The organism is Paenibacillus sp. FSL R7-0331 (assembly GCF_000758645.1).
Classification (GTDB): Bacteria; Bacillota; Bacilli; order Paenibacillales; family Paenibacillaceae; genus Paenibacillus_AQ; species Paenibacillus_AQ camerounensis.
Genome location: NZ_CP009284.1, coordinates 6214958 through 6236158 on the forward strand (window position 1 = coordinate 6214958; position 21201 = coordinate 6236158).

Annotated in this window: 14 protein-coding genes, 12 tRNA genes and 2 rRNA genes; 3 read left to right on the forward strand and 25 right to left on the reverse strand. The window is 48.8% G+C overall.

Features of this window, described 5'->3' with window-relative positions; genetic code table 11:
• Positions 1-20: 20 nt before the first annotated feature.
• Together R70331_RS27050 and R70331_RS27055 are read right to left on the reverse strand one after the other, a co-directional pair.
• The gene (locus R70331_RS27050; protein WP_042181008.1) at positions 21-647 is read right to left on the reverse strand and encodes a lysozyme inhibitor LprI family protein; all 627 of its coding nucleotides are present in this window, start codon (positions 645-647) and stop codon (positions 21-23) included.
• A 127-nt stretch (positions 648-774) separates the two neighbouring features.
• On the reverse strand, positions 775-1929 hold the full coding sequence (locus R70331_RS27055) for a YARHG domain-containing protein (protein WP_231576365.1): 1155 nt from the start codon (positions 1927-1929) through the stop codon (positions 775-777).
• Between the two features lie 170 nt (positions 1930-2099).
• On the opposite strand from R70331_RS27055, the gene R70331_RS27060 reads away from it, so the two are divergent.
• The gene (locus tag R70331_RS27060) at positions 2100-2552 is read left to right on the forward strand and encodes an AAA family ATPase (RefSeq protein ID WP_197071371.1); all 453 of its coding nucleotides are present in this window, start codon (positions 2100-2102) and stop codon (positions 2550-2552) included.
• 299 nt (positions 2553-2851) lie between these two features.
• On the opposite strand, the gene glmS is transcribed toward R70331_RS27060, so the two are convergent.
• From glmS to R70331_RS27110, 9 genes are all read right to left on the reverse strand, one after another.
• The gene (gene glmS, locus R70331_RS27065) at positions 2852-4684 is read right to left on the reverse strand and encodes a glutamine--fructose-6-phosphate transaminase (isomerizing) (protein ID WP_042181011.1); all 1833 of its coding nucleotides are present in this window, start codon (positions 4682-4684) and stop codon (positions 2852-2854) included.
• A gap of 607 nt (positions 4685-5291) precedes the next feature.
• Complete coding sequence (glmM, locus tag R70331_RS27075) at positions 5292-6632, reverse strand: phosphoglucosamine mutase (protein ID WP_042181015.1); 1341 nt, start codon at positions 6630-6632, stop codon at positions 5292-5294.
• Positions 6633-6801: 169 nt separating this feature from the next.
• The gene (locus R70331_RS27080) at positions 6802-8250 is read right to left on the reverse strand and encodes a CdaR family protein (RefSeq protein ID WP_042181017.1); all 1449 of its coding nucleotides are present in this window, start codon (positions 8248-8250) and stop codon (positions 6802-6804) included.
• Positions 8243-9073 (reverse strand): diadenylate cyclase CdaA, encoded by an 831-nt coding sequence (cdaA, locus tag R70331_RS27085; protein WP_042181019.1) that lies wholly within the window; start codon positions 9071-9073, stop codon positions 8243-8245. Before cdaA ends, R70331_RS27080 begins: the two co-directional genes overlap by 8 nt.
• Before the next feature lie 209 nt (positions 9074-9282).
• Positions 9283-9897 (reverse strand): zf-HC2 domain-containing protein, encoded by a 615-nt coding sequence (locus tag R70331_RS27090; RefSeq protein WP_042181021.1) that lies wholly within the window; start codon positions 9895-9897, stop codon positions 9283-9285.
• Positions 9898-10017: 120 nt separating this feature from the next.
• Positions 10018-10584 (reverse strand): RNA polymerase sigma factor SigW, encoded by a 567-nt coding sequence (gene sigW, locus R70331_RS27095; protein WP_042181023.1) that lies wholly within the window; start codon positions 10582-10584, stop codon positions 10018-10020.
• Between the two features lie 695 nt (positions 10585-11279).
• A complete protein-coding gene (ppc, locus tag R70331_RS27100) occupies positions 11280-14072 on the reverse strand; it encodes a phosphoenolpyruvate carboxylase (RefSeq protein ID WP_042181025.1) in 2793 nt (930 codons plus the stop codon).
• A 408-nt stretch (positions 14073-14480) separates the two neighbouring features.
• Positions 14481-14780 carry a hypothetical protein gene (locus R70331_RS27105; protein WP_042181027.1) on the reverse strand — a complete coding sequence of 100 codons (300 nt, stop codon included), beginning with the start codon at positions 14778-14780 and terminating at the stop codon, positions 14481-14483.
• Between the two features lie 258 nt (positions 14781-15038).
• On the reverse strand, positions 15039-15539 hold the full coding sequence (locus R70331_RS27110) for an ArpU family phage packaging/lysis transcriptional regulator (protein WP_042181030.1): 501 nt from the start codon (positions 15537-15539) through the stop codon (positions 15039-15041).
• A gap of 295 nt (positions 15540-15834) precedes the next feature.
• Here R70331_RS27110 and R70331_RS27115 point away from each other — a divergent pair, with 295 nt between their 5' ends.
• Together R70331_RS27115 and R70331_RS27120 are read left to right on the forward strand one after the other, a co-directional pair.
• Positions 15835-16299 (forward strand): helix-turn-helix domain-containing protein, encoded by a 465-nt coding sequence (locus tag R70331_RS27115; RefSeq protein ID WP_042181032.1) that lies wholly within the window; start codon positions 15835-15837, stop codon positions 16297-16299.
• 43 nt (positions 16300-16342) lie between these two features.
• A complete protein-coding gene (locus tag R70331_RS27120; protein WP_042183326.1) occupies positions 16343-16759 on the forward strand; it encodes an ImmA/IrrE family metallo-endopeptidase in 417 nt (138 codons plus the stop codon).
• Positions 16760-16862: 103 nt separating this feature from the next.
• Here the strand turns inward: R70331_RS27120 and R70331_RS27125 are convergent.
• The 14 genes from R70331_RS27125 to R70331_RS27190 form a co-directional block, all read right to left on the reverse strand.
• A tRNA-Pro gene (locus R70331_RS27125) sits at positions 16863-16936 on the reverse strand.
• A gap of 16 nt (positions 16937-16952) precedes the next feature.
• A tRNA-Gly gene (locus tag R70331_RS27130) sits at positions 16953-17026 on the reverse strand.
• A gap of 11 nt (positions 17027-17037) precedes the next feature.
• Positions 17038-17111: transfer RNA gene (locus R70331_RS27135), tRNA-Pro, on the reverse strand.
• A gap of 4 nt (positions 17112-17115) precedes the next feature.
• Positions 17116-17192: transfer RNA gene (locus R70331_RS27140), tRNA-Arg, on the reverse strand.
• 7 nt (positions 17193-17199) lie between these two features.
• A tRNA-Gly gene (locus tag R70331_RS27145) sits at positions 17200-17274 on the reverse strand.
• 8 nt (positions 17275-17282) lie between these two features.
• Positions 17283-17366: transfer RNA gene (locus tag R70331_RS27150), tRNA-Leu, on the reverse strand.
• Between the two features lie 20 nt (positions 17367-17386).
• Positions 17387-17459, reverse strand: a tRNA-Lys gene (locus tag R70331_RS27155).
• A gap of 5 nt (positions 17460-17464) precedes the next feature.
• Positions 17465-17538, reverse strand: a tRNA-Gln gene (locus R70331_RS27160).
• A gap of 46 nt (positions 17539-17584) precedes the next feature.
• Positions 17585-17660, reverse strand: a tRNA-Val gene (locus tag R70331_RS27165).
• 34 nt (positions 17661-17694) lie between these two features.
• A tRNA-Glu gene (locus R70331_RS27170) sits at positions 17695-17769 on the reverse strand.
• Positions 17770-17780: 11 nt separating this feature from the next.
• A tRNA-Thr gene (locus tag R70331_RS27175) sits at positions 17781-17856 on the reverse strand.
• A gap of 1 nt (position 17857) precedes the next feature.
• Positions 17858-17933, reverse strand: a tRNA-Asn gene (locus tag R70331_RS27180).
• A gap of 9 nt (positions 17934-17942) precedes the next feature.
• Positions 17943-18059: ribosomal RNA gene (gene rrf, locus R70331_RS27185) — 5S ribosomal RNA — on the reverse strand.
• 75 nt (positions 18060-18134) lie between these two features.
• Positions 18135-21062 (reverse strand): 23S ribosomal RNA (locus R70331_RS27190).
• Positions 21063-21201: the final 139 nt, after the last annotated feature.

Below are 21201 nucleotides of genomic sequence, written 5' to 3' on the forward strand. Positions count from 1 at the left end.
CCATCACTATGAATTCAAGTCTATTTTTTGCTTTGGTATACAAACTCAACTTCACCGTCTAGCAAATGACGATATTCCAATAATTGCATTGTTCTTTCCCTAATTCTACCCATTATAACCGTCTCCAGGCTTACTAAGCCTTGTGATCCAAGGTAACTATTATCAATAAAGGCCTTCTCTACAAATTCTGTTTCACTTAAGTGATGCTTTAACCATTCTTTCTGCGATTTAATCAGTGCTTCTTTGGGTTCTTGATCCAGCTTAGAAAGAAGCTTTTTATATACTTGATTCAACTCTTTATCCCATTCCTCTGTATATTTGCTTACCAGTGCCCTCCATCCAAACGTGGAAAACTCTTTGGAATTCTGAAATTCATTAAATTCCACTTCATAATCATGATCTATAGGATTTCGAAGCATCTCATCATAAAATTCCCCGGTCAGATCATAGTATCCAATACTCATCGATAACATTTCATTTTGCTCATTTTGATCAGTATCTGCTTGCCCCTCAGTTATTTCTTTCGATTCTGTTCCATTATCTGTACTCCTTACATCAGGAGTCAGCTCAGCAGTCGACTGATTAGTATTTTGACATGCTGATAACACCATCGTCAAAAAAAATAATAAGAGTATCTTACCTTTCATAAACGATCTCCTTTAATATTTTCTTGTATTATATAGCTAAATTGCGCATATCTGTCTTGTTCGTGAACTTCGCGTGCTATCGTCCATATCTACTCTTAGCAACATGTCCCATACCCGCATTCACCGTCTAATCATATAAAATCAGCCCGTCAAAAAAACTACTATAGTCAACATACTCATCGCCCGTGGTGTACCAGACTTCCTTACCCATACTAGTCTGAAGCTTGATATGGCCAAGCTTGTCGTCCCCAAGGAATTTCACGTTGTCTCCGGGTTCCAGCAAAAAGGCATCGTTGGTGTCATCTTTATTAAACTGCACGGCAATCTCTTTTTTGATCGTTAAAGGTGTTGACGGTTCCATCGGATAAAAATCCTGTTGCTCTTCATGGAGGGAATGTTCCGCATCCAGAGAGAATACCAAATCTCGGAACCAGGTTTGAAAGTTGTTACTTTCTTCTGCACTCACCACTCGTCCTTGGCCGTCAAACATCGAGCTGTGTGCCGAGAAACCGGGAAGCTCGGCTATTTGCCTGAGTGTTTCGCCGTCATAGGCAAAGAAAGATGTAGAACGTAAAAATACCATCTGCGAATCCATTTGAAGCGCAATCTCAAAATATGGATCGTCTATATCCAGATCGACAATATCAAGATAAGGGAGCAACTCACTGCCCACCTCCATCGTGATATTATTCACCTTCAGCTTGAAGTTCCCTAATTCCGTTTCTGGCGGTATTAACTGGATCCCTTCTTCACAACCATCCCCGTTTAGATCCACGTTCATCTTCTTCTGTTTAAAGCTGGAATCACCTTTGTAACCCCGTAAATGGACATCGTCTGTATGAGAAGGTTCGAGCTTATAGTCAGCGTATTTAGCTTCGTAGTTACGAAGTAGCGCAACGTTCTGTTTCTCCGTCGGGCTAAGATGCTCCTTGTAGGCAGAGTCTGCATGATACCAAGGCTTAGCGGCAAAGTAGTCCTGCAAATCCTTTTGCTTAAATATATACCCATGCCTTGCAAATATCTCGTTGCGTGCAAGCATCAGAATACGGTTGTCCAAACTACCGATCTTTTCCGGGGACAGCACCGTATTCGAGCTGTCTTTCAAAATATACTCCCGTGTTGCAACTGCAACAGTAGAAGGAGCAGCAGTTGTCCCTCTAGCCGTAACTAGATTACCGGCCACTCTTTCAGCGGCTTTCTCTTTTCCTGCATAAGCACAGCCAGAAACGATTAATGACAGGGCAAGTCCCCCATATATAAGCCGATACTTCTGTAAATCCATTTTGTTTACACCCACTTTATCGTATGAATTCAAATTGATAATTGCACATAAACATACCATAAAGTGGAATATTGCGTATATAAAAAAAATCCTCCACTTGTTCGATGGAAATAAGGTATTAGACTGCCGCTGTTTTCGTTAAACTAACGTTTTGTGTTGGGAGTGAAAATATGACAAATACTTCGAATTCAATATCAAAAAAGAAGGAGATAATTCTGGTGACAGGGATGTCGGGTACAGATAAATCAACAGCTCTGGACGATCTTGCTCATAGGGGGCATAGAATTATCGACACCGATTATGAAGGTTGGAGTGAGAACGTGGATGGTTCTGGGTGGTTCTTGCACGAGAATCGAATCAATGAGCTGCTCACTGAACATAGCGAAGGTACTTTATTCATTTCGGGTTGTGTATCAAATCAGGGCAAGTTTTACCAGATGTATGATGCAGTAGTGTTGTTAAGTGCCCTCCTCGAAGTAATCCTTGAACGTGTAGCTTTCCGTAAAACGAATAATTATGGGAAAACTGTCGAACAACGTGAAGAAATTATACAATACGTCGCTAGTGTTGAGCCTCTCTTACGCGCTGGGGCTACTGTTGAGATCGACCAGGAAGCCGCTTGATGAAGTTGTAGCCGAGCTTGAGCTCATTGCCAACTCTACTAGCTAATCACTTCTTCGCACTGTACAATACCGCCTAGTTCGACCAATCTAAGTACCTTGTTAAACTTTCCTGCCCTTTCGTATTATGAGATTAAAATCGAACTTAGTTTAGATTAAATATAAAGCCGTCCTCATATTCCAGGACGGCTCATAATGTCTATATTGTTGTCCAGTTCTTACATTCAGACAACTTTTCAACTTCAATATTTACTTTAAAACTTTAATGTATCTGGACAGCTCTGCAAAAAGCAGCCTGCCTCTTACTCCACAGTAACACTCTTAGCCAGGTTTCTTGGCTTATCAACATCATGACCCAGGGCCAGGGAAGCATAGTAAGCCAGCAGCTGAGTTACAACTACCGACAGAGCAGAAGTCAGCAGCGGCAGGGTCTTCGGAATGACGAAGGCCTGGTCAACGGATCTCAGCAGATCAGTTACGTGCTCCTGGTGAGTGATGGCCAGCACGTCTGCGCCGCGGGCTTTCACTTCCTTGATGTTGCTCACAGTCTTTTCGAGTACGGATTCCTGAGTCGCCAGAGCGATAACCGGAACGCCTTCTTCGATCAGCGCCAGTGTACCGTGCTTCAGCTCACCTGCAGCATAAGCTTCAGAGTGAATGTAAGAGATCTCTTTCAGCTTCAGCGAGCCTTCCTGAGCTACTGCGTAATCTACGCCGCGGCCGATGAAGAACAGGTGCTTGTGGCTGGAGATTTGCTCTGCGTATGCCTTGATAGCATCCTTCTGCGCCAGAATTTCTTCTACCTGCTCAGGCAGGGTGTTCATAGCCGCAAGAATTTCAGCAACCTGTGCATCCGTCTGGGTTCCGCGCACTTCAGCCATGTACAGACCAAGCAGAGTGAACGCAATGATCTGCGAAGTGTAAGCTTTAGTAGATGCTACTGCAATTTCCGGACCAGCCAGAGTAACCAGTACGTCATTAGCTTCACGGGCAATAGAGCTGCCTACAACATTAGTGATAGCCAGAACGTGCGCACCGTTAGCCTGACCTTCACGCAGGGCAGCCAGGGTATCCGCCGTTTCACCGGATTGGCTAACTACGATAACCAGTGTTTCCGGCGTTACGATCGGTGCACGGTAACGGTATTCGGAAGCAATATCGTTCTCAACCGGAATACGAACCAGCGATTCGATCAGATTACGTCCTACAAGACCGGCGTTGTATGCCGTACCGCAGGCAACGATCTGGATGTTGCGGATGTTCTTAATCTGTTCTACAGTCAGCTTCAGCTCAGGCAGAATTACCTTGGTGCCTTCAGCGTTGATGCGGCCGCGCATAGTATCGCGGTAAGCTTTAGGCTGCTCGTGGATTTCCTTCAGCATGAAATGCTCATATCCGGCTTTTTCTGCGGTAACAGCGTCCCAATCGACAGTAATCATTTCCCGAGAAATAAAGTTGCCTTCAATCGTCATCAGTTCGACAGCATCTCTTGTCAATACAGCCATTTCGCCGTCGTTCAAAATATATACGTTACGGGTATATTCCAGCAGTGCCGGAATATCCGACCCGATAAAGTTTTCACCTTCGCCAAGACCGATAATCAGCGGGCTCGCCTGACGTACAGCTACCAGTTTATCCGGCTCATGCTCAGTCAGAACGCCCAGGGCAAATGCACCGCGCATATGGGTAATTGCCTTCTGTACAGCCTTAACGATGTCTCCTTCGTATTCACGGGCAATCAGGTGGGAAATAACCTCTGTATCCGTCTCCGAAGTAAAGTGGCATCCGCCGGCAATCAGCTCTTCCTTGAGATCCAGGTAGTTTTCGACAATCCCGTTGTGTACAACCGAGAATTTCTGGCTGTCATCTGTGTGCGGATGGGAGTTCTCGTCAGAAGGCTTACCATGAGTAGCCCAGCGCGTGTGCCCGATTCCTGCACTACCGGTCAGCGGAGTGGTTTCAAGTCTGGACTCCAGATTAGCCATACGGCCCTGTGCCTTAACAACCTGCAGTCCGTCCTTCGTGAATACGGCAATACCTGCCGAGTCATAACCGCGATACTCCAGCTTCTTAAGTCCTTCTACCAGGATCCCCTGCGAATTCTGATTACCAATATATCCTACAATACCACACATTATAAAATTCCTCCGTCCAATGATTGTAATATGGGCGGCATAAGGAAACAGACGTGCCGTGCGGCAAGTGTAGAGAAAAAGCATTATTCTGTTGTCAAGCCTGTCACCTGTAAAATGACATGCACAGTCTTCTTCTCTGCCGCAGCAGGACGTACGTATCTTCCGTTAGCGCATACCCATGAATAATTAAATACTTCGTACACCCATACAAGCGTTGTGTGAAAGGTCGCCCTGACATTTTCCGCTTATATTTACGGCTCTGGTGTATCACCGGGAGGTCCCCGCCGAACATTTCGAACACCTCCACCTCGTCAGCTTACATCTGCCGTGATCCGTTCCAGCCTGCCGCCAATCCGGCATTTACTGTCCCTTCTCCCCCGCGCAAGATCAAGCTCTGGCGCTTGCTATTGCTGTTAACCTCACGATCCCCGCTTTCCTTCTTGAATGACACTTCATCATTATATGCACCTTACATCACTTTTGGCAATGAAATAATGTTTGAAAGCTTTGGAATTTGCTTGAAAATGATGTCACATTAGCTGAAAAGCCGGCAATCGAAGCTAAAACTCCAATCACCGGCTCCATCCGCTAATGATTTTATAATATATTAAACCAGTTCGCGCTGAACAACCTCAACAATCTGCCCTACGAACAGATCCAGCTCCGCCTTATCCGGGCCTTCTGCCATTACACGGATCAAAGGCTCCGTACCGGAAGGACGTACCAGCACACGGCCGTTATCGCCAAGCTTGCCTTCTACCTCTTGAATAGCAGCTTCAATTGCCGGATTGTTCGGGTAGTTTGTTTTGTCCTGCACCCGTACATTTACAAGTACCTGAGGGTATTTAGTCATCATGGACTTCAGTACACTCAGCTTCTTGCCTTCGGCTTTCAAAGTATCCACAAGCTGAATGGCGGTCAGAATACCGTCACCGGTTGTGTTATAATCCAGGAAAATAACATGGCCGGACTGCTCTCCGCCCAGGTTGTAGCCGCCGCGGCGCATTTCTTCCATTACATAACGGTCACCGACAGCCGTCTTGGCTGTATTCAGCGCTAATTTCTCGGTTGCTTTGTAAAAGCCGATGTTGCTCATTACGGTAGAAACGATTGTCGCATCCTTCAGCTTGCCTGCACGGTTCATCGCATCCCCGCAGATGCAGAGGATAAAGTCACCGTCTACTTCTTCGCCTGTTTCATCGATAGCAATCAGGCGGTCAGCATCCCCGTCAAAAGCAAGTCCCAGATCCGCACCGTGACGCAGCACCTCTTCGCGCAGCTTCTCCGGATGTGTCGAGCCATACCCGTCATTGATGTTAAGACCGTCAGGCTCCGAACCAATAGCAATGACTTCGGCTCCCAGCTCTCTGAACAGGCGCGGCGCCAGCTCATAGGCTGAACCGTGCGCACAGTCCAGAACGATCTTGATTCCTTCAAAACGGTTAGTAATCGTAGTCTTCAGATACTCCAGATACAGATATTTTGCATCGTTATCAACGGTAAGCTTGCCGAGTCCGGCACCAACAGGGCGGGGAAGCTCATCCTGCTCCGCATCCATCAGCTCTTCAATACGCAGCTCGGTCTCATCAGTCAGCTTAAAGCCGTCTCCGCCAAAAAACTTAATGCCGTTGTCTTCAACAGGATTATGGGAAGCGGAGATCATTACGCCCGCATCCGCCTTAAGCAATCTGGTGATATACGCTACAGCAGGTGTGCTGACAACACCAATGCGGATAACCTCTGCCCCAATAGACAGCAGCCCTGCCACAAGTGCCGATTCCAGCAGCGGTCCGGATATCCGGGTATCCATACCGATAACCACTTTTGGCTTCTCTACATTTCCAGCCAGTACATATCCGCCGCAACGGCCAATGCTGTAGGCCATCTCTGCTGTTAATTCCCGGTTCGCGACCCCGCGCACACCGTCAGTTCCAAAATACTTACCCATCTCTTTTCTCCTTTAAATACGCTACATGTAGAATATGAACTTACGAATAGTGTATATAATGCTCCATTCTTAGGCCCATCTTATATAGCTTAATGAATTATTGTATGAATGAATTCTGATTCCTGTAACTAAACCTGCTCTACACATAGACGCTTACCGGCACAAAAAGTTACGTTCCGCCAGTACTGCCAGAATTAGTATCATTCCCGCTGCCTTCAGGCGTACTGCTGTTCTCAGCAGTGCCTTCTGTAGGATCCGGTGTAGCCGTAACTGCTGGCTCAGCGCTATGAGTCGGCTCTACACTGTTCTCCCCGCCGGAAACAGCCTCAGAGCTCGGCTCAGGAGTCGGACCTATACCGGTATCCGGGCTGGCCGTTGCCACTGGCGTTGCCGGTGTCTGCAGGTCAATGGTAACGGTATGCGGCTGTGAGGAATTGACCAGAGAGATGAACCTCGGCATCGAGATCTGCAACGGGACCTGATGTACACCCGCTGCCAGACCTCCAACATCCGCTACCACACTAATGTTATCCTGATCAAGCTGATCGAGCAGGGTTGGCGCTCCTGATAAAGTCAGTGTAATAACTCTGGCGGGCGGATCTGTGACTACAGCTGTAAGCCCGCTGCCAACGCCTTCAAGCTTGATCGGGATATTCTCCATCGTCCGTTCGGCTACTTCAGCGGCAGAGACCGTAACATTCACCTCAGCCGGTTCAATCTTGGACGTCCCCTCAGGCGGCTTCAGCTCGAGCTTCACCTGCTGAGTTCCTGCAGACTGAACCGTGCTGAGATCAAGGGTTGCTTCATAGGAGGATAAGCTGGCGAGCATCTCCTCACTTCCGTACACCGTAACTGTATCCATCTCCGGTGTAACTCTGGATAATGAGAGGGAACCGGGCAGCTGTCCGGTGAATCCGACATCCAGCGGCAGCGTTTTGTTCGGAAGTGAAATGGACATTTGAACAGAAACAGTAGACGGCTCAATAACGGCGCCGCTTATTTCATTACCGTCGCTGTCGTAGGCTGTTAACCTCACTCTCTTCTCCGTAAAGGTTTCCTTCTCCCCTTCAAGCTCAACGGTGCCCTGAACAGTTGCCACTTTGCTCAACTCACTGGCAGGCAGGGTTACCTCTACCTCTGCAGGATCAATTACTGCAACAGCAGCCTGATACCCGTCTGCCGGTGCTCCCGCAATGTTCACATTAACCGGAAAAGTCTTCGTATTGCGCAGTTCAACATGCACATTTACTTCAGATGGTTCCATCGATTCAAACTCTACTCCCTTGGGTAGAGTATAATTCAGCGGAAGTGTTGTATCCCCCGGCCCGACATCGCTTAAATCCAGGGTCACTTTATAGGCATCGGAGAACTTGAAGTTGAGATCGGAATTTTTGCCTGATACTTCAAGCCTTACACTATCGGCATCAACGGTGTATACATACTTTTCTTCATCCAGACCGGTCTGCTCTATTTTTACATTTTCAATAATTTTCGGCTGCGTACTGACTATTGTCTGATTCGTAGGCTCGGTATCCACATGAACAATCGTCCACAGGATAATACCGAAGACAAGGGCAAGAATCTTGTTGAAGTTGTTATTCTTCATCCACTTATCCATTGTTTTTGCCTCCTCTCCGTTTCCAGAAAGCAGAGCTCTTCTCCTTCAACGGCGAAGATGCGCTCAGTTCCTGATGAAGCTTCGAGATCAGCGATTCTTCCTTAATATCACGCACGATCTGCCCGTTGATGGCCAGCGAGATCTGACCCGTCTCCTCTGAGACTACAACAGATACGGAGTCAGCAACCTCACTGATCCCTATAGCCGCACGATGGCGGGTCCCCAGTTCCTTACTGATGAACGGATTCTCGGACAGCGGGAGATAACAGGCTGCGGCAGCAATCTGCCCGTCCTGCATAATCAGCGCTCCGTCATGAAGCGGCGTATTCGGAATAAAAATATTTATCAGCAGCTCCGAGCTGACGACAGAACGCATAGGTATACCCGATTCTGTGTATTCGTTGAGGCCGGTTGCCCGCTCAAAGACAATGAGCGCCCCTATTTTGCGCTTGGATAAATAATTCACAGCTTTAATGATTTCGCCGATCAGCCGGCTGATCTCCTCATCATTCTCCGAGGCCCGTCCAAAAAACTTGCCGCGCCCAAGCTGTTCCAGCCCCCTGCGAAGCTCCGGCTGAAAAATAATAAAGATTGCAAACACCCCGAAGGTGTAGATCTGGTTCATCAGCCATTTCAGCGTGTACAGGTCCAGAACCGTGCTCAGCGCCCAGATAATAACCAGCACCAGAATCCCCTTAAGGAGCTGGACTGCCCGTGTGCCGCGTACCATATTGAGCACTTTGTAGATAATGTAGCTGACGATCAGGATATCGATTATATCTTTAATGGATTCTTTCCATGTTAAGTCGGTAAAATAGCTCATTGCCCAAAACCCCCGTCATTTCATATTAGCTGGGTTTATGTAAATTGTCTGTTAGTTCTGTATCATATCTAGGTTATAACGTTCACGCCCAGGTTGCAAGTTTCACTAGCTGGGGAATTTTGATAATCCGGTTTCAGGCAACAAAAAAGCGCCATCTTTCCGGAAAAAGAGGCGCAAATACTATTTCTGCATAAAGGGCCATTAGCGGATTACCGGTAGGCAACTTCAGAGAACATGTTCGTCACTTTATACCAGAGCCAGCTTACCGCTTGGTCTATGCTTTTGACTTGCCCGGAGATATGGGCTGTAGAAGCCTGATACAGATGGCCGTCAATCACTGTTACGTTACCGTTAACATCTCCGTACACCTGTGTTGTGCCATTCTCCACTGTAAGGTTGCCTGCAATTGTTTTGCCGGACGGTACAATGACGGTGTTGCCCTGAATTACGACCTGATCCAAATTACTGCCTCTGACTACAAGCTGCTGATCCTGCTTCCAGAAGGTTACAGAGCTCATCAGCATGACCAGCAGGAATATAGATGCTGCCGTAAGTGCAGGATGTCTTTTAATCCAGGTAACAAAAGCTCTTTCTCTCTTCGGCTGCGGCAAAGCGTCCATTATCCGGCTTACCATATCGTCCGGGGCCACCGCGTTCTGATGCATCATGGAGAACATCAGCATATCAGTTTGTTCTAGTTCTTTGAACTTTGCACGGCAATCCGGACAGGATAGAAGATGCTCCTTCAATTCCCTCTGCTGCAGCTCGGGCAAGTCGTCATCCAGGTAATCATGCATCAAAGAGACGGCCAGTTTGCATTCCATAGGAGCCAATCCTTTCATGTGTGCTATTTAATTATTTCAAGGCAAAGGGACAGTGCATAAGACTTGCTTAACTTACATACGGCACTGCCGGACAGACGTTTCACAAAAAAACATCTATTTTTACATTTTCGGGCCTAATTTTTTACGTAAAAACTCACGTCCGCGATGTACCCGGGTCTTGATCGTCGTCACCGGCATATCCAGCACGTCACTGATCTCCTGCAGCGACAGATCCTGCAAATAACGCAGTATCATTACAGACCGGTATTTCACGGGCAGACTGTCAATGGCCTCATAGATCAGCCTCTGCGTCTCTGAGAGGAGCAGTTCCGTCTCCGGGGTCACATTATCGCTTGGAATCATCGAATATCCGTCAATGCCTTCCTGGTCGTTCATTTCGGCATCCAGTGAATAGGTCGGCTTACGTTTGCGCAGCCTGTCGATACACAGGTTCGTTCCAATCCTGTAAATCCACGTCGAAAATTTCTGTTTGTCATCATATCGGTCCAAATTCCGGTACACACGCAAAAAAGTCTCCTGAACAATATCCTCCGCCTCATGACGGTTGTTCAGCATCCGGTATGCCAGATGATATATTTTGTCTTTATATAGTTCCACAAGCTCGGCAAATGCTCTTTGGTCGCCCTTCAAGGCGAGCTTTGTCAATCTGCCTTCCAAATTCTCCACCTGTTAACTCCCCCAGACTTGCCGCCCCTGGTCTTCCATCACTTTGAATGTCCACGGTACAAGCATATAAATCGTAAATCAAGTTTGGTCAAAAATCAAGGATTGTATTGTTACCTTATGTGGAATGTGTGCGGGATTACTTCGCGCAGCAAAGCGCGGTGATTACGGCGGCACTCCAAAGAATGTTTGGACTTCCGGCCGCTGTTATTGTCAGATTTCTATATTATAGGTTTGTTCACAGTTGAAATCTGACAATAAAGGCGGACGCTAACGCTCCTGCAGTCCCAAAATTCTTCTCCGCACCTTCTTCATCACCTGTATCTTATGCACTGTTGCCCGCCCGAATTCCCCCAGGTAACATTGGGCGGGGAAGGGCCGGCAGCCTCTTGGCTGGAAGGTTAAGCGGCTGCTAGAGCTTCTGCCAGCTGCTGAGATGACCCGGTAGCTCCATCGGATACAGCTTCCTTACAGCTCATTTACTGAAGCTGAGGCATGGCGGGAAACTGCAAGGCTGCTCGGAAACATCACCTGTTGTAACTGCACTCGGTATATCTATCCGGCACTTTCATGGACATAGCCGTTTAGCTGTATTAGTGCCTTAAAAGCATAACGAAAAAAAAACGGAGATCTGCTGCACAAAGTGCAACAAATCTCCGTTTGCGCTAACCTTCATAAACCAGGCGAGTCTCCGGGCATCAGCCCGTATTCCGCAGGCCTGCAGCAATGCCGTTAATAGTAAGCAGTACCTCACGCAGCAGTTCGGCGTCATCGCCCTCAGCATCACGCAATACTCTGAGCTCTGACAGAAGCTGTACCTGCAGATAGCTGAGCGGATCAACGTAAGGGTTGCGCAGACGAATCGATTCCTGAATAACTGGGACATTATCCAGAATTTCATGCTGGCCGGTGATCTTGAGAATCAGCTCAGAGGTCAGCTTGAATTCCGCCTGAATCTGGCCGAAGATCCGCTGGCGGGCTTCGTCGTTTTTGCCCATGGAGGCATACTCCTTGGCAATAACCAGATCTGCCTTCGCAATCGCCATCTGCAGTGTATCAATCAGCGTCGTAAAGAACGAGAAGTCGGCATACATGGTCTGCATGATCTTCATATTCTCTTCCTTGCCTTCATAGAAGCTCTGCAGTCCTGTTCCGGCAGCATACCAGGCCGGCAGCAGATATCGGCTCTGCGTCCAAGCGAATACCCATGGAATCGCACGCAGATCCTCAAAGCGGTCGCTGTTCTTCCGCTTGGATGGACGTGAGCCGATGTTCAGCTCGCCCACCTCAGGCAGCGGGGTTGATTCTTTGAAGAAGGACAGGAAGTCCGGATCACGGAAGATCAGGTCCTGATATTTGGTTAAGGACACCTCGGAAATACGGGCTACTATTTCATCCCATTTTGCTTCATACAGGTCAGCCTGAGGCGTTCTCGCATGAATAGCCGCTGTCACCAGCGCAGAGGTAGCCTGCTCCAGACTGCGGTATGCGATTCCCTGCATCGAATACCGGGAGGAGATAACCTCGCCCTGCTCGGTAATCTTGATTCCGCCGCCGATGGTCGAAGCCGGCTGGGCCAGAATGCTGCGGTTCAGCGGCATACCGCCGCGTCCAAGCGCTCCGCCGCGTCCGTGGAAGAACTTAAGCTTGATGCCGAATTCATCGGCAGTAGCTGTAATCTGCTTAAGGGCAACACGCAGCTCCCAGTTCGCAGTCACCACGCCGCCGTCTTTGTTGCTGTCGGAATAGCCGAGCATAATTTCCTGCAGATCGTTCATTGCCCGTACCGCCTCACGGTAGATCGGCATGCTGAGCAGTGTCTTCATAATCTGCGGAGCGTTATGCAGGTCATCAATGGTTTCAAACAGCGGGACCGCCTGCAAGGTGCAGACTACTGTTCCATCATTATCCTTACGGAACAAGCCTACTTCTTTGGAGAATACCATAACTTCAAGAATGTCACTCGCCGCTTCCGCCATACTGATCAGATAGCTGGTGATACACTGCTTGCCGTATTCCTCCTGTGCCAGATACACCGTACGGTATACCGCAAGGCATTCCTCAGTACTCTCACTGTAGGACTGGTACGGGGAAGTCAGCGGCCGCGGATCGTTCAGAATGGACTCAAGAAGCGTTACCTTCTGATCTTCCGGCATTTTAGCGTAATCCTGAGTGATGTTCATCTTAGCCAAAATCTCAGCCATTGCGTTCTCATGCTCCTGGCTGTGCTGACGGACATCCAGCGCAGCTGTATGGAAGCCGAACAGCTCTACCTGACGGATCAGCTTCTTAATGTAGGTATCTGCCACGTAGTCGGCAAAGTGATGCCGCAGGCTGCGGTCAATTACGTTCAGATCATCTATGAATTGCTGCGGAGTCGCGTAGCGCTCCGGCGTTCCTTTTCGCTCATCGTCCAGCACGTTCTGTGTCTTGGAAATCATGTAGCTCAGCTTAATCCGGTAAGGCTCATTGTCATTACGCCAGGCGTCAACACGGTTCAGCTTAATGATCCCTCGGTCCTGCTCGATCGAATCCAGCAGCTCATCCGTAACACTAACGATGCTTGTACTAAAGCTCAGATACTGCATCAGTTCACGCATAATGCGCTGATATTCACGAATAGCGAGCTTACGCTGAAGGCGCAGTGTCTGCATAGTCACAGCCGCGGTTACAGACGGATTACCGTCACGGTCGCCGCCGATCCATGATCCAAAACGCAGATAAGTCGGCACGTGCCAATTCTGCCCCGGATAGTATTTACTTAGACATCGTTCAAGCTCTTGATACACATCCGGCAGTACCTGGAAAATCGTCTCATGGAAGTAATACATCCCGTTGCGTACTTCATCAAGCACTGTCGGCTTGCGGTCACGCAATTCATCCGTCTGCCAAAGGGTAATCACTTCGTTCAGCAGCTTCTCGCGGAGCTGTTCACGTTCGCGGAAGGTCAGCGTCGGATTGTCGAGACCCATCACATCATCGGAGATCCGTTTGTGAATATCAAGAATGGCCCTCCGCATTGCTTCCGTAGGATGAGCGGTCATGACCAGCTCCAAGGACAGGTTATTCATAATATCATGAACATCCTCTTGGGAGAAATCCCGTTCACGGAGCTCCTGAATCGCACTTTCGATAGATCCCGGCTGTACTGTATCCCCGGCTGAGCGTTCATAATCGCGCTTACGGCGAATCCGGTGGTTCTGCTCAGCAATATTCACCAATTGAAAATAAATGGCGAACGCCCGTATCACCTGGTGGCGATTCTCAGGATCCAGTGAACTAATCAGCTCTTTAAATTCATTGTGCAGTTCAGGCAAAAATAATGAGCGCAGCGATTTACTGGTTTCGCGGATCTTCTCCACGACCTCCAGTAGTTCGTTACCGCCTTGATGTACCAAGACTTCGCCCAAGATGTTCCCCAGGAACCGTACGTCACGCCGCAGCAAGTTATTGGAATTGCTTTTGCTGACAGCTGTCGTAAGTTCGGTCATGCTGCTCCCTCCATCCTCTTCCGGATCAATGTCCTAACATTGTCTATTCGAAGCTTTCCTCATATCATACAGTAAAACCCATCGGAAATCTCCAACTTATTACGCTGTAAAGCGCTGCAGTAATTACGATTATACACCAAATTCATTCTTTATACAGTCACAAAATAGTAATGTAGCCTATTTTATTAGAATGGCTGGCTTAATACGTATTTATGTGCAAGCTTTACACGGCATGTAGGTATTGATTGCATTATACACGGATTGCGGAAGAATGGAAATTGGGGTTGCCGAAAATATTCTGTTATATATCGAAGGCCCGCTCAGGCGGGCAGGCCCATCCGACAACCCGATTACACCTGCCGCGAGGCCGGTACAGGGGTATAGACGCTAATATGCATACCCGGCAAGTTAGCTGCCCCTGCTCTCCCCGTTCCCCTCTCCCGCCTTGTGGTCAGCCTTCAACCGTTGCAGTACCTCCAAGGTCGGCGTCATAAAATCAGAGCGTTCTTTGTCCAGTATGCTCTGCAGCCGGTCCCTCTCCTCCTCAGCACGCTCCAGCAGCTCTCTAGGCACCAGATTCCCCTTTACAATCGACCTGAGCAGCACCAGAACAATCACCAGCAGCACCAAAGCTGCTATATAGGCCAGTCCATACTTGTCCGCAAGCGGCAGCAGCTTTTCGAGGTTTGCAATATCGTTACTATTCATTATCCCGCTCCTTTCTTCTGTCCTCTGAAATACAATGGGTACTAGCGGCTGTATGCAGCAGCTGATTAAATGTGCCTTCATCCTTTTGCCGCATAGGCCATGTTATAATCATACTCCCCTTCCTTTCACGTGAAGCCGATATTACACCTGATTTCAGGATGACTTTGAGCTGAGGCCGGGAGGTTAAAGGGAGGCTAAAAGCAGACGGCATGATCTTCAGCTTTTATTTGATCAGTTTCTATTAAGTATATCCGCTGGTCACTCTATACTCTCCGCTTGCCCGCTGTTAACAGCTGTCCCGCACTTCAGCAATGCTCCTAATGACAGCAGCTCCAGGTCCGCTAATGCAAGTGCCATTTTATAAAAAGCTTTGGAGCGGATCTTCACGTAGGTGTCCTTACTGACCGGAGGATCGAACACATGGTTATATATAGTGTAGTCGTAAACCCCGTCTCTTCTCATATAACGTTCATGTACAAGCTGCTGCTCTCTAGGCTCCAGCCTGTCCACCACACTCTCCAATGCAGTACAGTAGGCTCTTCTGGCAGCGGGCACATCAACGTTGTGTGCAGCAATCGGGGCGGTCTGGTCAGTAGTCCTATGTGTCGGGCCGTGGAACTTCTCTGTATTAGAGTAAGTAGAACCTGCTTCCTTCGCTTCAAAAGTTACCGTTTTAAAAATACGGTACCTCTCCAGCATATTTTCTATAGTCATCTGTGTCCGGCGGCGGTCCAGCTCAGGTAGCGTTGAAAGGTTCATTATTGTATGCACTCCTTTGATGGTAAAATGATTTTTCAATTAGCGGCAGCAATTTTCCGGAAAGTATGCTAAAATTCTTCTTGTTCGTATTTTGTTCGTATTTTTCTATAATATACCATCTTCGCATTCCAACGTAAAATCCCGTTTTCGTTCATATTCAGGTAATAGAATAAGCCAATCTCTATTTATCTTGCTCTTTGGCAATTAATTAGACATTAGTATTTACCTTTTGGCAACAATAGTTTATATTATTAGCAACGAGCTTGTGTATTTAGACGATAAGGAGTGGGTTACGATGACTGATACTTTCGGAGAATACCTGAAGCAAATCCGGGAGGCGAGAGGATTAAGCATTAATCAGCTGGCCTCCTTGGCCGGTATAAGCGGTTCACAGATCTCAAGGATCGAGAATGGGCTGCGGGGTGTGCCTAAGCCGGTGACACTTCGTAAGATTGCTGAGGCAACAGGAGTATCCTATGATCAGCTAATGGGCTATGCCGGCTATTTACCGGAGCAAGATAACAACCTCACAGAGAGTCCTGTTCCAGGATGGGCAACAAATAAGGATAAACGGGATTTTCGTAAAATGCTGGAGGATGACGGGGAGCTGATGTTCGACGGGATTCCGCTGAACAAAGAGGATAAACAGCGGATCAAGGATGTGCTGACCGGACTGTTCTGGGAAGCCAAGCAGATGAATAAGCGGAAGAAAAACAGCCCCCCTTCAGACAATACGGATCATTCGGTTACGAATAACTAGTCAGGAATAATAAACTTACTTTTACATGCTGCGGGTGAACAATATGAATGAGCTAATTAATAATCTGATTACAAAATATAAGACCAATAACCCGTTCGAGCTGGCCGATGCTATGGGCATACATATCCGGTTTATGGATCTGGGGACGGGCACAAAGGGATTATATTACCGTAAGCTGAGAAGAAGATTTATCGTCATTCATAACGGGCTTCCTGCGGAGTGGCAGCGGTTTGTTTGTGCGCATGAGCTGGGGCATGACCGTCTTCATAAAGGCATTAACCGTTTTTTTCTGGAGGAGCATTCCTTTTTCAGCCCAGGGAAGCTGGAACGCCAGGCTAATCTGTTTGCTGTAAAGCTTCTTTCAGCAGGTGCCTTGCCTGATCAGGACGAAGCCTTGAACAGCTATTATCTGCGAATCGGTATTCCCCCCGAGGTTCGCTTTTTTTTAGAGGACTATTAGGAACGTGTATTCCCATCTTTTCTTTTCTCTTAAAAGGTAAATATATGAGCATACAAAAAAACTCCTACCGAAGTAAGAGTTTCTGTCAGCCTAAGCTGAAGTATCGGGATGACACGATTTGAACATGCGACCCCCTGGTCCCAAACCAGGTGCTCTACCAAGCTGAGCTACATCCCGAAACAATATAAAATTATGGAGCGGGTGATGGGAATCGAACCCACGCTATTAGCTTGGAAGGCTAAAGTTCTACCATTGAACTACACCCGCAAAGGTGAAAATCGGGATGACACGATTTGAACATGCGACCCCCTGGTCCCAAACCAGGTGCTCTACCAAGCTGAGCTACATCCCGAAAATGGCGCGCCCTGAGAGATTCGAACTCCCGACCTTTTGATTCGTAGTCAAACGCTCTATCCAGCTGAGCTAAGGGCGCAAAATTATGGAGCGGACGACGGGAATCGAACCCGCGACCCTCGCCTTGGCAAGGCGATGCTCTACCGCTGAGCCACGTCCGCATATTAAGTGGTGCGCGTGAAGGGACTTGAACCCCCACGTCTTACGACGCCAGATCCTAAGTCTGGTGCGTCTGCCATTCCGCCACACGCGCAAGGAACTTTATAATCAAAGTGAGCCATGAAGGACTCGAACCTTCGACACCCTGATTAAAAGTCAGGTGCTCTACCAACTGAGCTAATGGCTCGCAATTGGCAGGGGATATAGGATTCGAACCTATGATGACGGAGTCAGAGTCCGTTGCCTTACCACTTGGCGAATCCCCTATAATGTAACATATCTACCACGTTCGCTTCAATAAAAAACGATTTATGGTGGAGGCTGAGGGGATCGAACCCCCGACCCTCTGCTTGTAAGGCAGATGCTCTCCCAGCTGAGCTAAGCCTCCATATGTATAACCAAAAGCATTAAAGCTAAATAAGTGGTGACCCGTAGGGGATTCGAACCCCTGTTACCTCCGTGAAAGGGAGGTGTCTTAACCCCTTGACCAACGGGCCTAAAAAATTTGTGGAGCTCTCAACCGGATTCGAACCGGTGACCTCTTCCTTACCATGGAAGCACTCTACCTGCTGAGCTATGAGAGCATGGCTCCCCGAACAGGACTCGAACCTGTGACAACTCGATTAACAGTCGAGTGCTCTACCAACTGAGCTATCAGGGAATATTATCCGCTTGGCAGCGTCCTACTCTCCCAGGACCCTTCGGTCCAAGTACCATTGGCGCTGGAGGACTTAACGGTCGTGTTCGGGATGGGTACGCGTGGAACCCCTCCGCCATCGCCACCAAACGGGCATTTACAGCGTAAATGCTTCAGGAACTTAATTCCTGAAAACTGAATCCGAAACGAATCTGCGAATTAATATTGGATAAGCCCTCGACCGATTAGTATTGGTCAGCTCCATGCATTACTGCACTTCCACCTCCAACCTATCTACCTCGTCGTCTCCAAGGGGTCTTACTAATTGGGAAATCTCATCTTGAGGGGGGCTTCACGCTTAGATGCTTTCAGCGCTTATCCCGTCCGTACGTAGCTACCCAGCCATGCTCCTGGCGGAACAACTGGTGCACCAGCGGTACGTCCATCCCGGTCCTCTCGTACTAAGGACAGCTCCTCTCAAATTTCCTGCGCCCACGACAGATAGGGACCGAACTGTCTCACGACGTTCTGAACCCAGCTCGCGTACCGCTTTAATGGGCGAACAGCCCAACCCTTGGGACCTACTTCAGCCCCAGGATGCGATGAGCCGACATCGAGGTGCCAAACCTCCCCGTCGATGTGGACTCTTGGGGGAGATAAGCCTGTTATCCCCAGGGTAGCTTTTATCCGTTGAGCGATGGCCCTTCCATGCGGTACCACCGGATCACTAAGTCCGACTTTCGTCCCTGCTCGACTTGTTGGTCTCGCAGTCAAGCTCCCTTATGCCTTTGCACTCTTCGAATGATTTCCAACCATTCTGAGGGAACCTTTGAACGCCTCCGTTACTCTTTAGGAGGCGACCGCCCCAGTCAAACTGCCCGCCTGACACGGTCCCCGTACCCGTTAAGGGCACCAGGTTAGAACCTAGATACGATCAGGGTGGTATCCCAACGGCGCCTCCACAGAAGCTTGCGCTCCTGTTTCTACGGCTCCCACCTATCCTGTACAGATCGTACCCAAATTCAATATCAAGCTGCAGTAAAGCTCCATGGGGTCTTTCCGTCTTGTCGCGGGTAACCTGCATCTTCACAGGTATTAAAATTTCACCGGATCTCTCGTTGAGACAGCGCCCAAGTCGTTACGCCATTCGTGCGGGTCAGAATTTACCTGACAAGGAATTTCGCTACCTTAGGACCGTTATAGTTACGGCCGCCGTTTACTGGGGCTTCGGTTCATAGCTTCGGATTGCTCCTAACCACTCCCCTTAACCTTCCAGCACCGGGCAGGCGTCAGCCCGTATACTTCGCCTTGCGGCTTCGCACAGACCTGTGTTTTTGCTAAACAGTCGCTTGGGCCTTTTCACTGCGGCCCCCTCGGGCTATTCACCCTACCGAGGCACCCCTTCTCCCGAAGTTACGGGGTCATTTTGCCGAGTTCCTTAACGAGAGTTCTTCCGCGCGCCTTAGAATTCTCTTCTCGCCTACCTGTGTCGGTTTGCGGTACGGGCACCTTCTCCTGGCTAGAGGCTTTTCTTGGCAGTGTGAGATCATGACCTTCGCTACTACAATTTTCGCTCCCCATCACAGCCTGGCCTTAACAGTGTGCGGATTTGCCTACACACCAGCCTCACTGCTTAGACGGACATCCATCAGTCCGCGTCACTACCCTCCTGCGTCACCCCATCGCTCATAGCGGATTACGGTGGTACAGTAATTTCAAACTGTTGTCCTTCGACTACGCCTATCGGCCTCGCCTTAGGTCCCGACTTACCCTGAGCGGACGAGCCTTCCTCAGGAAACCTTGGGCTTTCGGCGGATCAGATTCTCACTGATCTTTTCGTTACTCATACCGGCATTCTCACTTGTATGCTGTCCAGCGCTCCTTACGGTACACCTTCAACCCACATACAACGCTCCCCTACCCCAGATACATACGTATCTAGCCATAGCTTCGGTGGTGTGTTTAGCCCCGTTACATTTTCGGCGCAGAGTCACTCGACCAGTGAGCTATTACGCACTCTTTAAATGGTGGCTGCTTCTAAGCCAACATCCTGGTTGTCTGTGCAACTCCACATCCTTTCCCACTTAACACACACTTGGGGACCTTAGCTGATGGTCTGGGCTGTTTCCCTTTTGACAATGGATCTTAGCACTCACTGTCTGACTCCCGGCAAGAAGTTAATGGCATTCGGAGTTTGACTGAGCTTGGTAACCCTTGCGGGCCCCGCACCCAATCAGTGCTCTACCTCCATCACTCCATTCACCGAGGCTAGCCCTAAAGCTATTTCGGGGAGAACCAGCTATCTCCGAGTTCGATTGGAATTTCTCCGCTACCCCCACCTCATCCCCGCACTTTTCAACGTACGTGGGTTCGGGCCTCCAGTGCGTGTTACCGCACCTTCACCCTGGACAGGGGTAGATCACACGGTTTCGGGTCTACGTCCACATACTAAATCGCCCTATTCAGACTCGCTTTCGCTGCGGCTCCGGCTTCTCACCTTAACCTTGCATGTTAAACGTAACTCGCCGGTTCATTCTACAAAAGGCACGCCATCACCCATAGATCGGGCTCTGACTTTTTGTAAGCACACGGTTTCAGGTTCTATTTCACTCCCCTTCCGGGGTGCTTTTCACCTTTCCCTCACGGTACTGTTTCACTATCGGTCGCCAGGTAGTATTTAGCCTTGACAGATGGTCCTGCCGGATTCATACGGGGTTTCACGTGCCCCGCACTACTCGGGATCCGTCTCGGAGAGAACACAGTTTAGGCTACAGGGCTTTTACCTCTATCGCGGGCCTTTCCAGACCTCTTCGCCTACCATATTCCTTTGTAACTCCATGTGAGACGTCCCACAACCCCAAGGAGCAAGCTCCTTGGTTTAGGCTGTTCCGCGTTCGCTCGCCGCTACTGACGGAATCACTATTGTTTTCTCTTCCTCAGGGTACTTAGATGTTTCAGTTCCCCTGGTCTGCCTCTACGCATCCTATGTATTCAGATACGAGTAACTGCGAATTACCACAGCTGGGTTTCCCCATTCGGACACCCCCGGATCAAAGCTTGCTTACAGCTCCCCGAGGCAGTTTCGTTGTTCGCCACGTCCTTCGTCGGCTCCTGGCGCCTAGGCATCCTCCGTGTGCTCTTATTAGCTTAACCTCGATTTTTCCTTCAGGAAAATATCGGACATTGAATCACTCCAAAGCCTTTATTTCCATTCAGATCATCGTTAGCATCGCCATTAATTTTAAACTTGTTTACACAAGTTCAGCTTAAAGGAATGTTCTAAAACGCAAAT

Bases quoted from the DNA above. Each gene is read 5' to 3' on its own strand.
- R70331_RS27050 (WP_042181008.1), bottom strand. From the start codon at position 647: ATGAAAGGTAAGATACTCTTATTATTTTTTTTGACGATGGTGTTATCA.
- R70331_RS27115 (WP_042181032.1), top strand. From the start codon at position 15,835: ATGACTGATACTTTCGGAGAATACCTGAAGCAAATCCGGGAGGCGAGA.
- ppc (WP_042181025.1), bottom strand. From the start codon at position 14,072: ATGACCGAACTTACGACAGCTGTCAGCAAAAGCAATTCCAATAACTTG.
- cdaA (WP_042181019.1), bottom strand. From the start codon at position 9,073: ATGAGCTATTTTACCGACTTAACATGGAAAGAATCCATTAAAGATATA.
- R70331_RS27120 (WP_042183326.1), top strand. From the start codon at position 16,343: ATGAATGAGCTAATTAATAATCTGATTACAAAATATAAGACCAATAAC.
- R70331_RS27060 (WP_197071371.1), top strand. From the start codon at position 2,100: ATGACAAATACTTCGAATTCAATATCAAAAAAGAAGGAGATAATTCTG.
- R70331_RS27055 (WP_231576365.1), bottom strand. From the start codon at position 1,929: ATGGATTTACAGAAGTATCGGCTTATATATGGGGGACTTGCCCTGTCA.
- R70331_RS27105 (WP_042181027.1), bottom strand. From the start codon at position 14,780: ATGAATAGTAACGATATTGCAAACCTCGAAAAGCTGCTGCCGCTTGCG.
- R70331_RS27110 (WP_042181030.1), bottom strand. From the start codon at position 15,539: ATGAACCTTTCAACGCTACCTGAGCTGGACCGCCGCCGGACACAGATG.
- glmS (WP_042181011.1), bottom strand. From the start codon at position 4,684: ATGTGTGGTATTGTAGGATATATTGGTAATCAGAATTCGCAGGGGATC.
- R70331_RS27080 (WP_042181017.1), bottom strand. From the start codon at position 8,250: ATGGATAAGTGGATGAAGAATAACAACTTCAACAAGATTCTTGCCCTT.
- R70331_RS27090 (WP_042181021.1), bottom strand. From the start codon at position 9,897: ATGGAATGCAAACTGGCCGTCTCTTTGATGCATGATTACCTGGATGAC.
- glmM (WP_042181015.1), bottom strand. From the start codon at position 6,632: ATGGGTAAGTATTTTGGAACTGACGGTGTGCGCGGGGTCGCGAACCGG.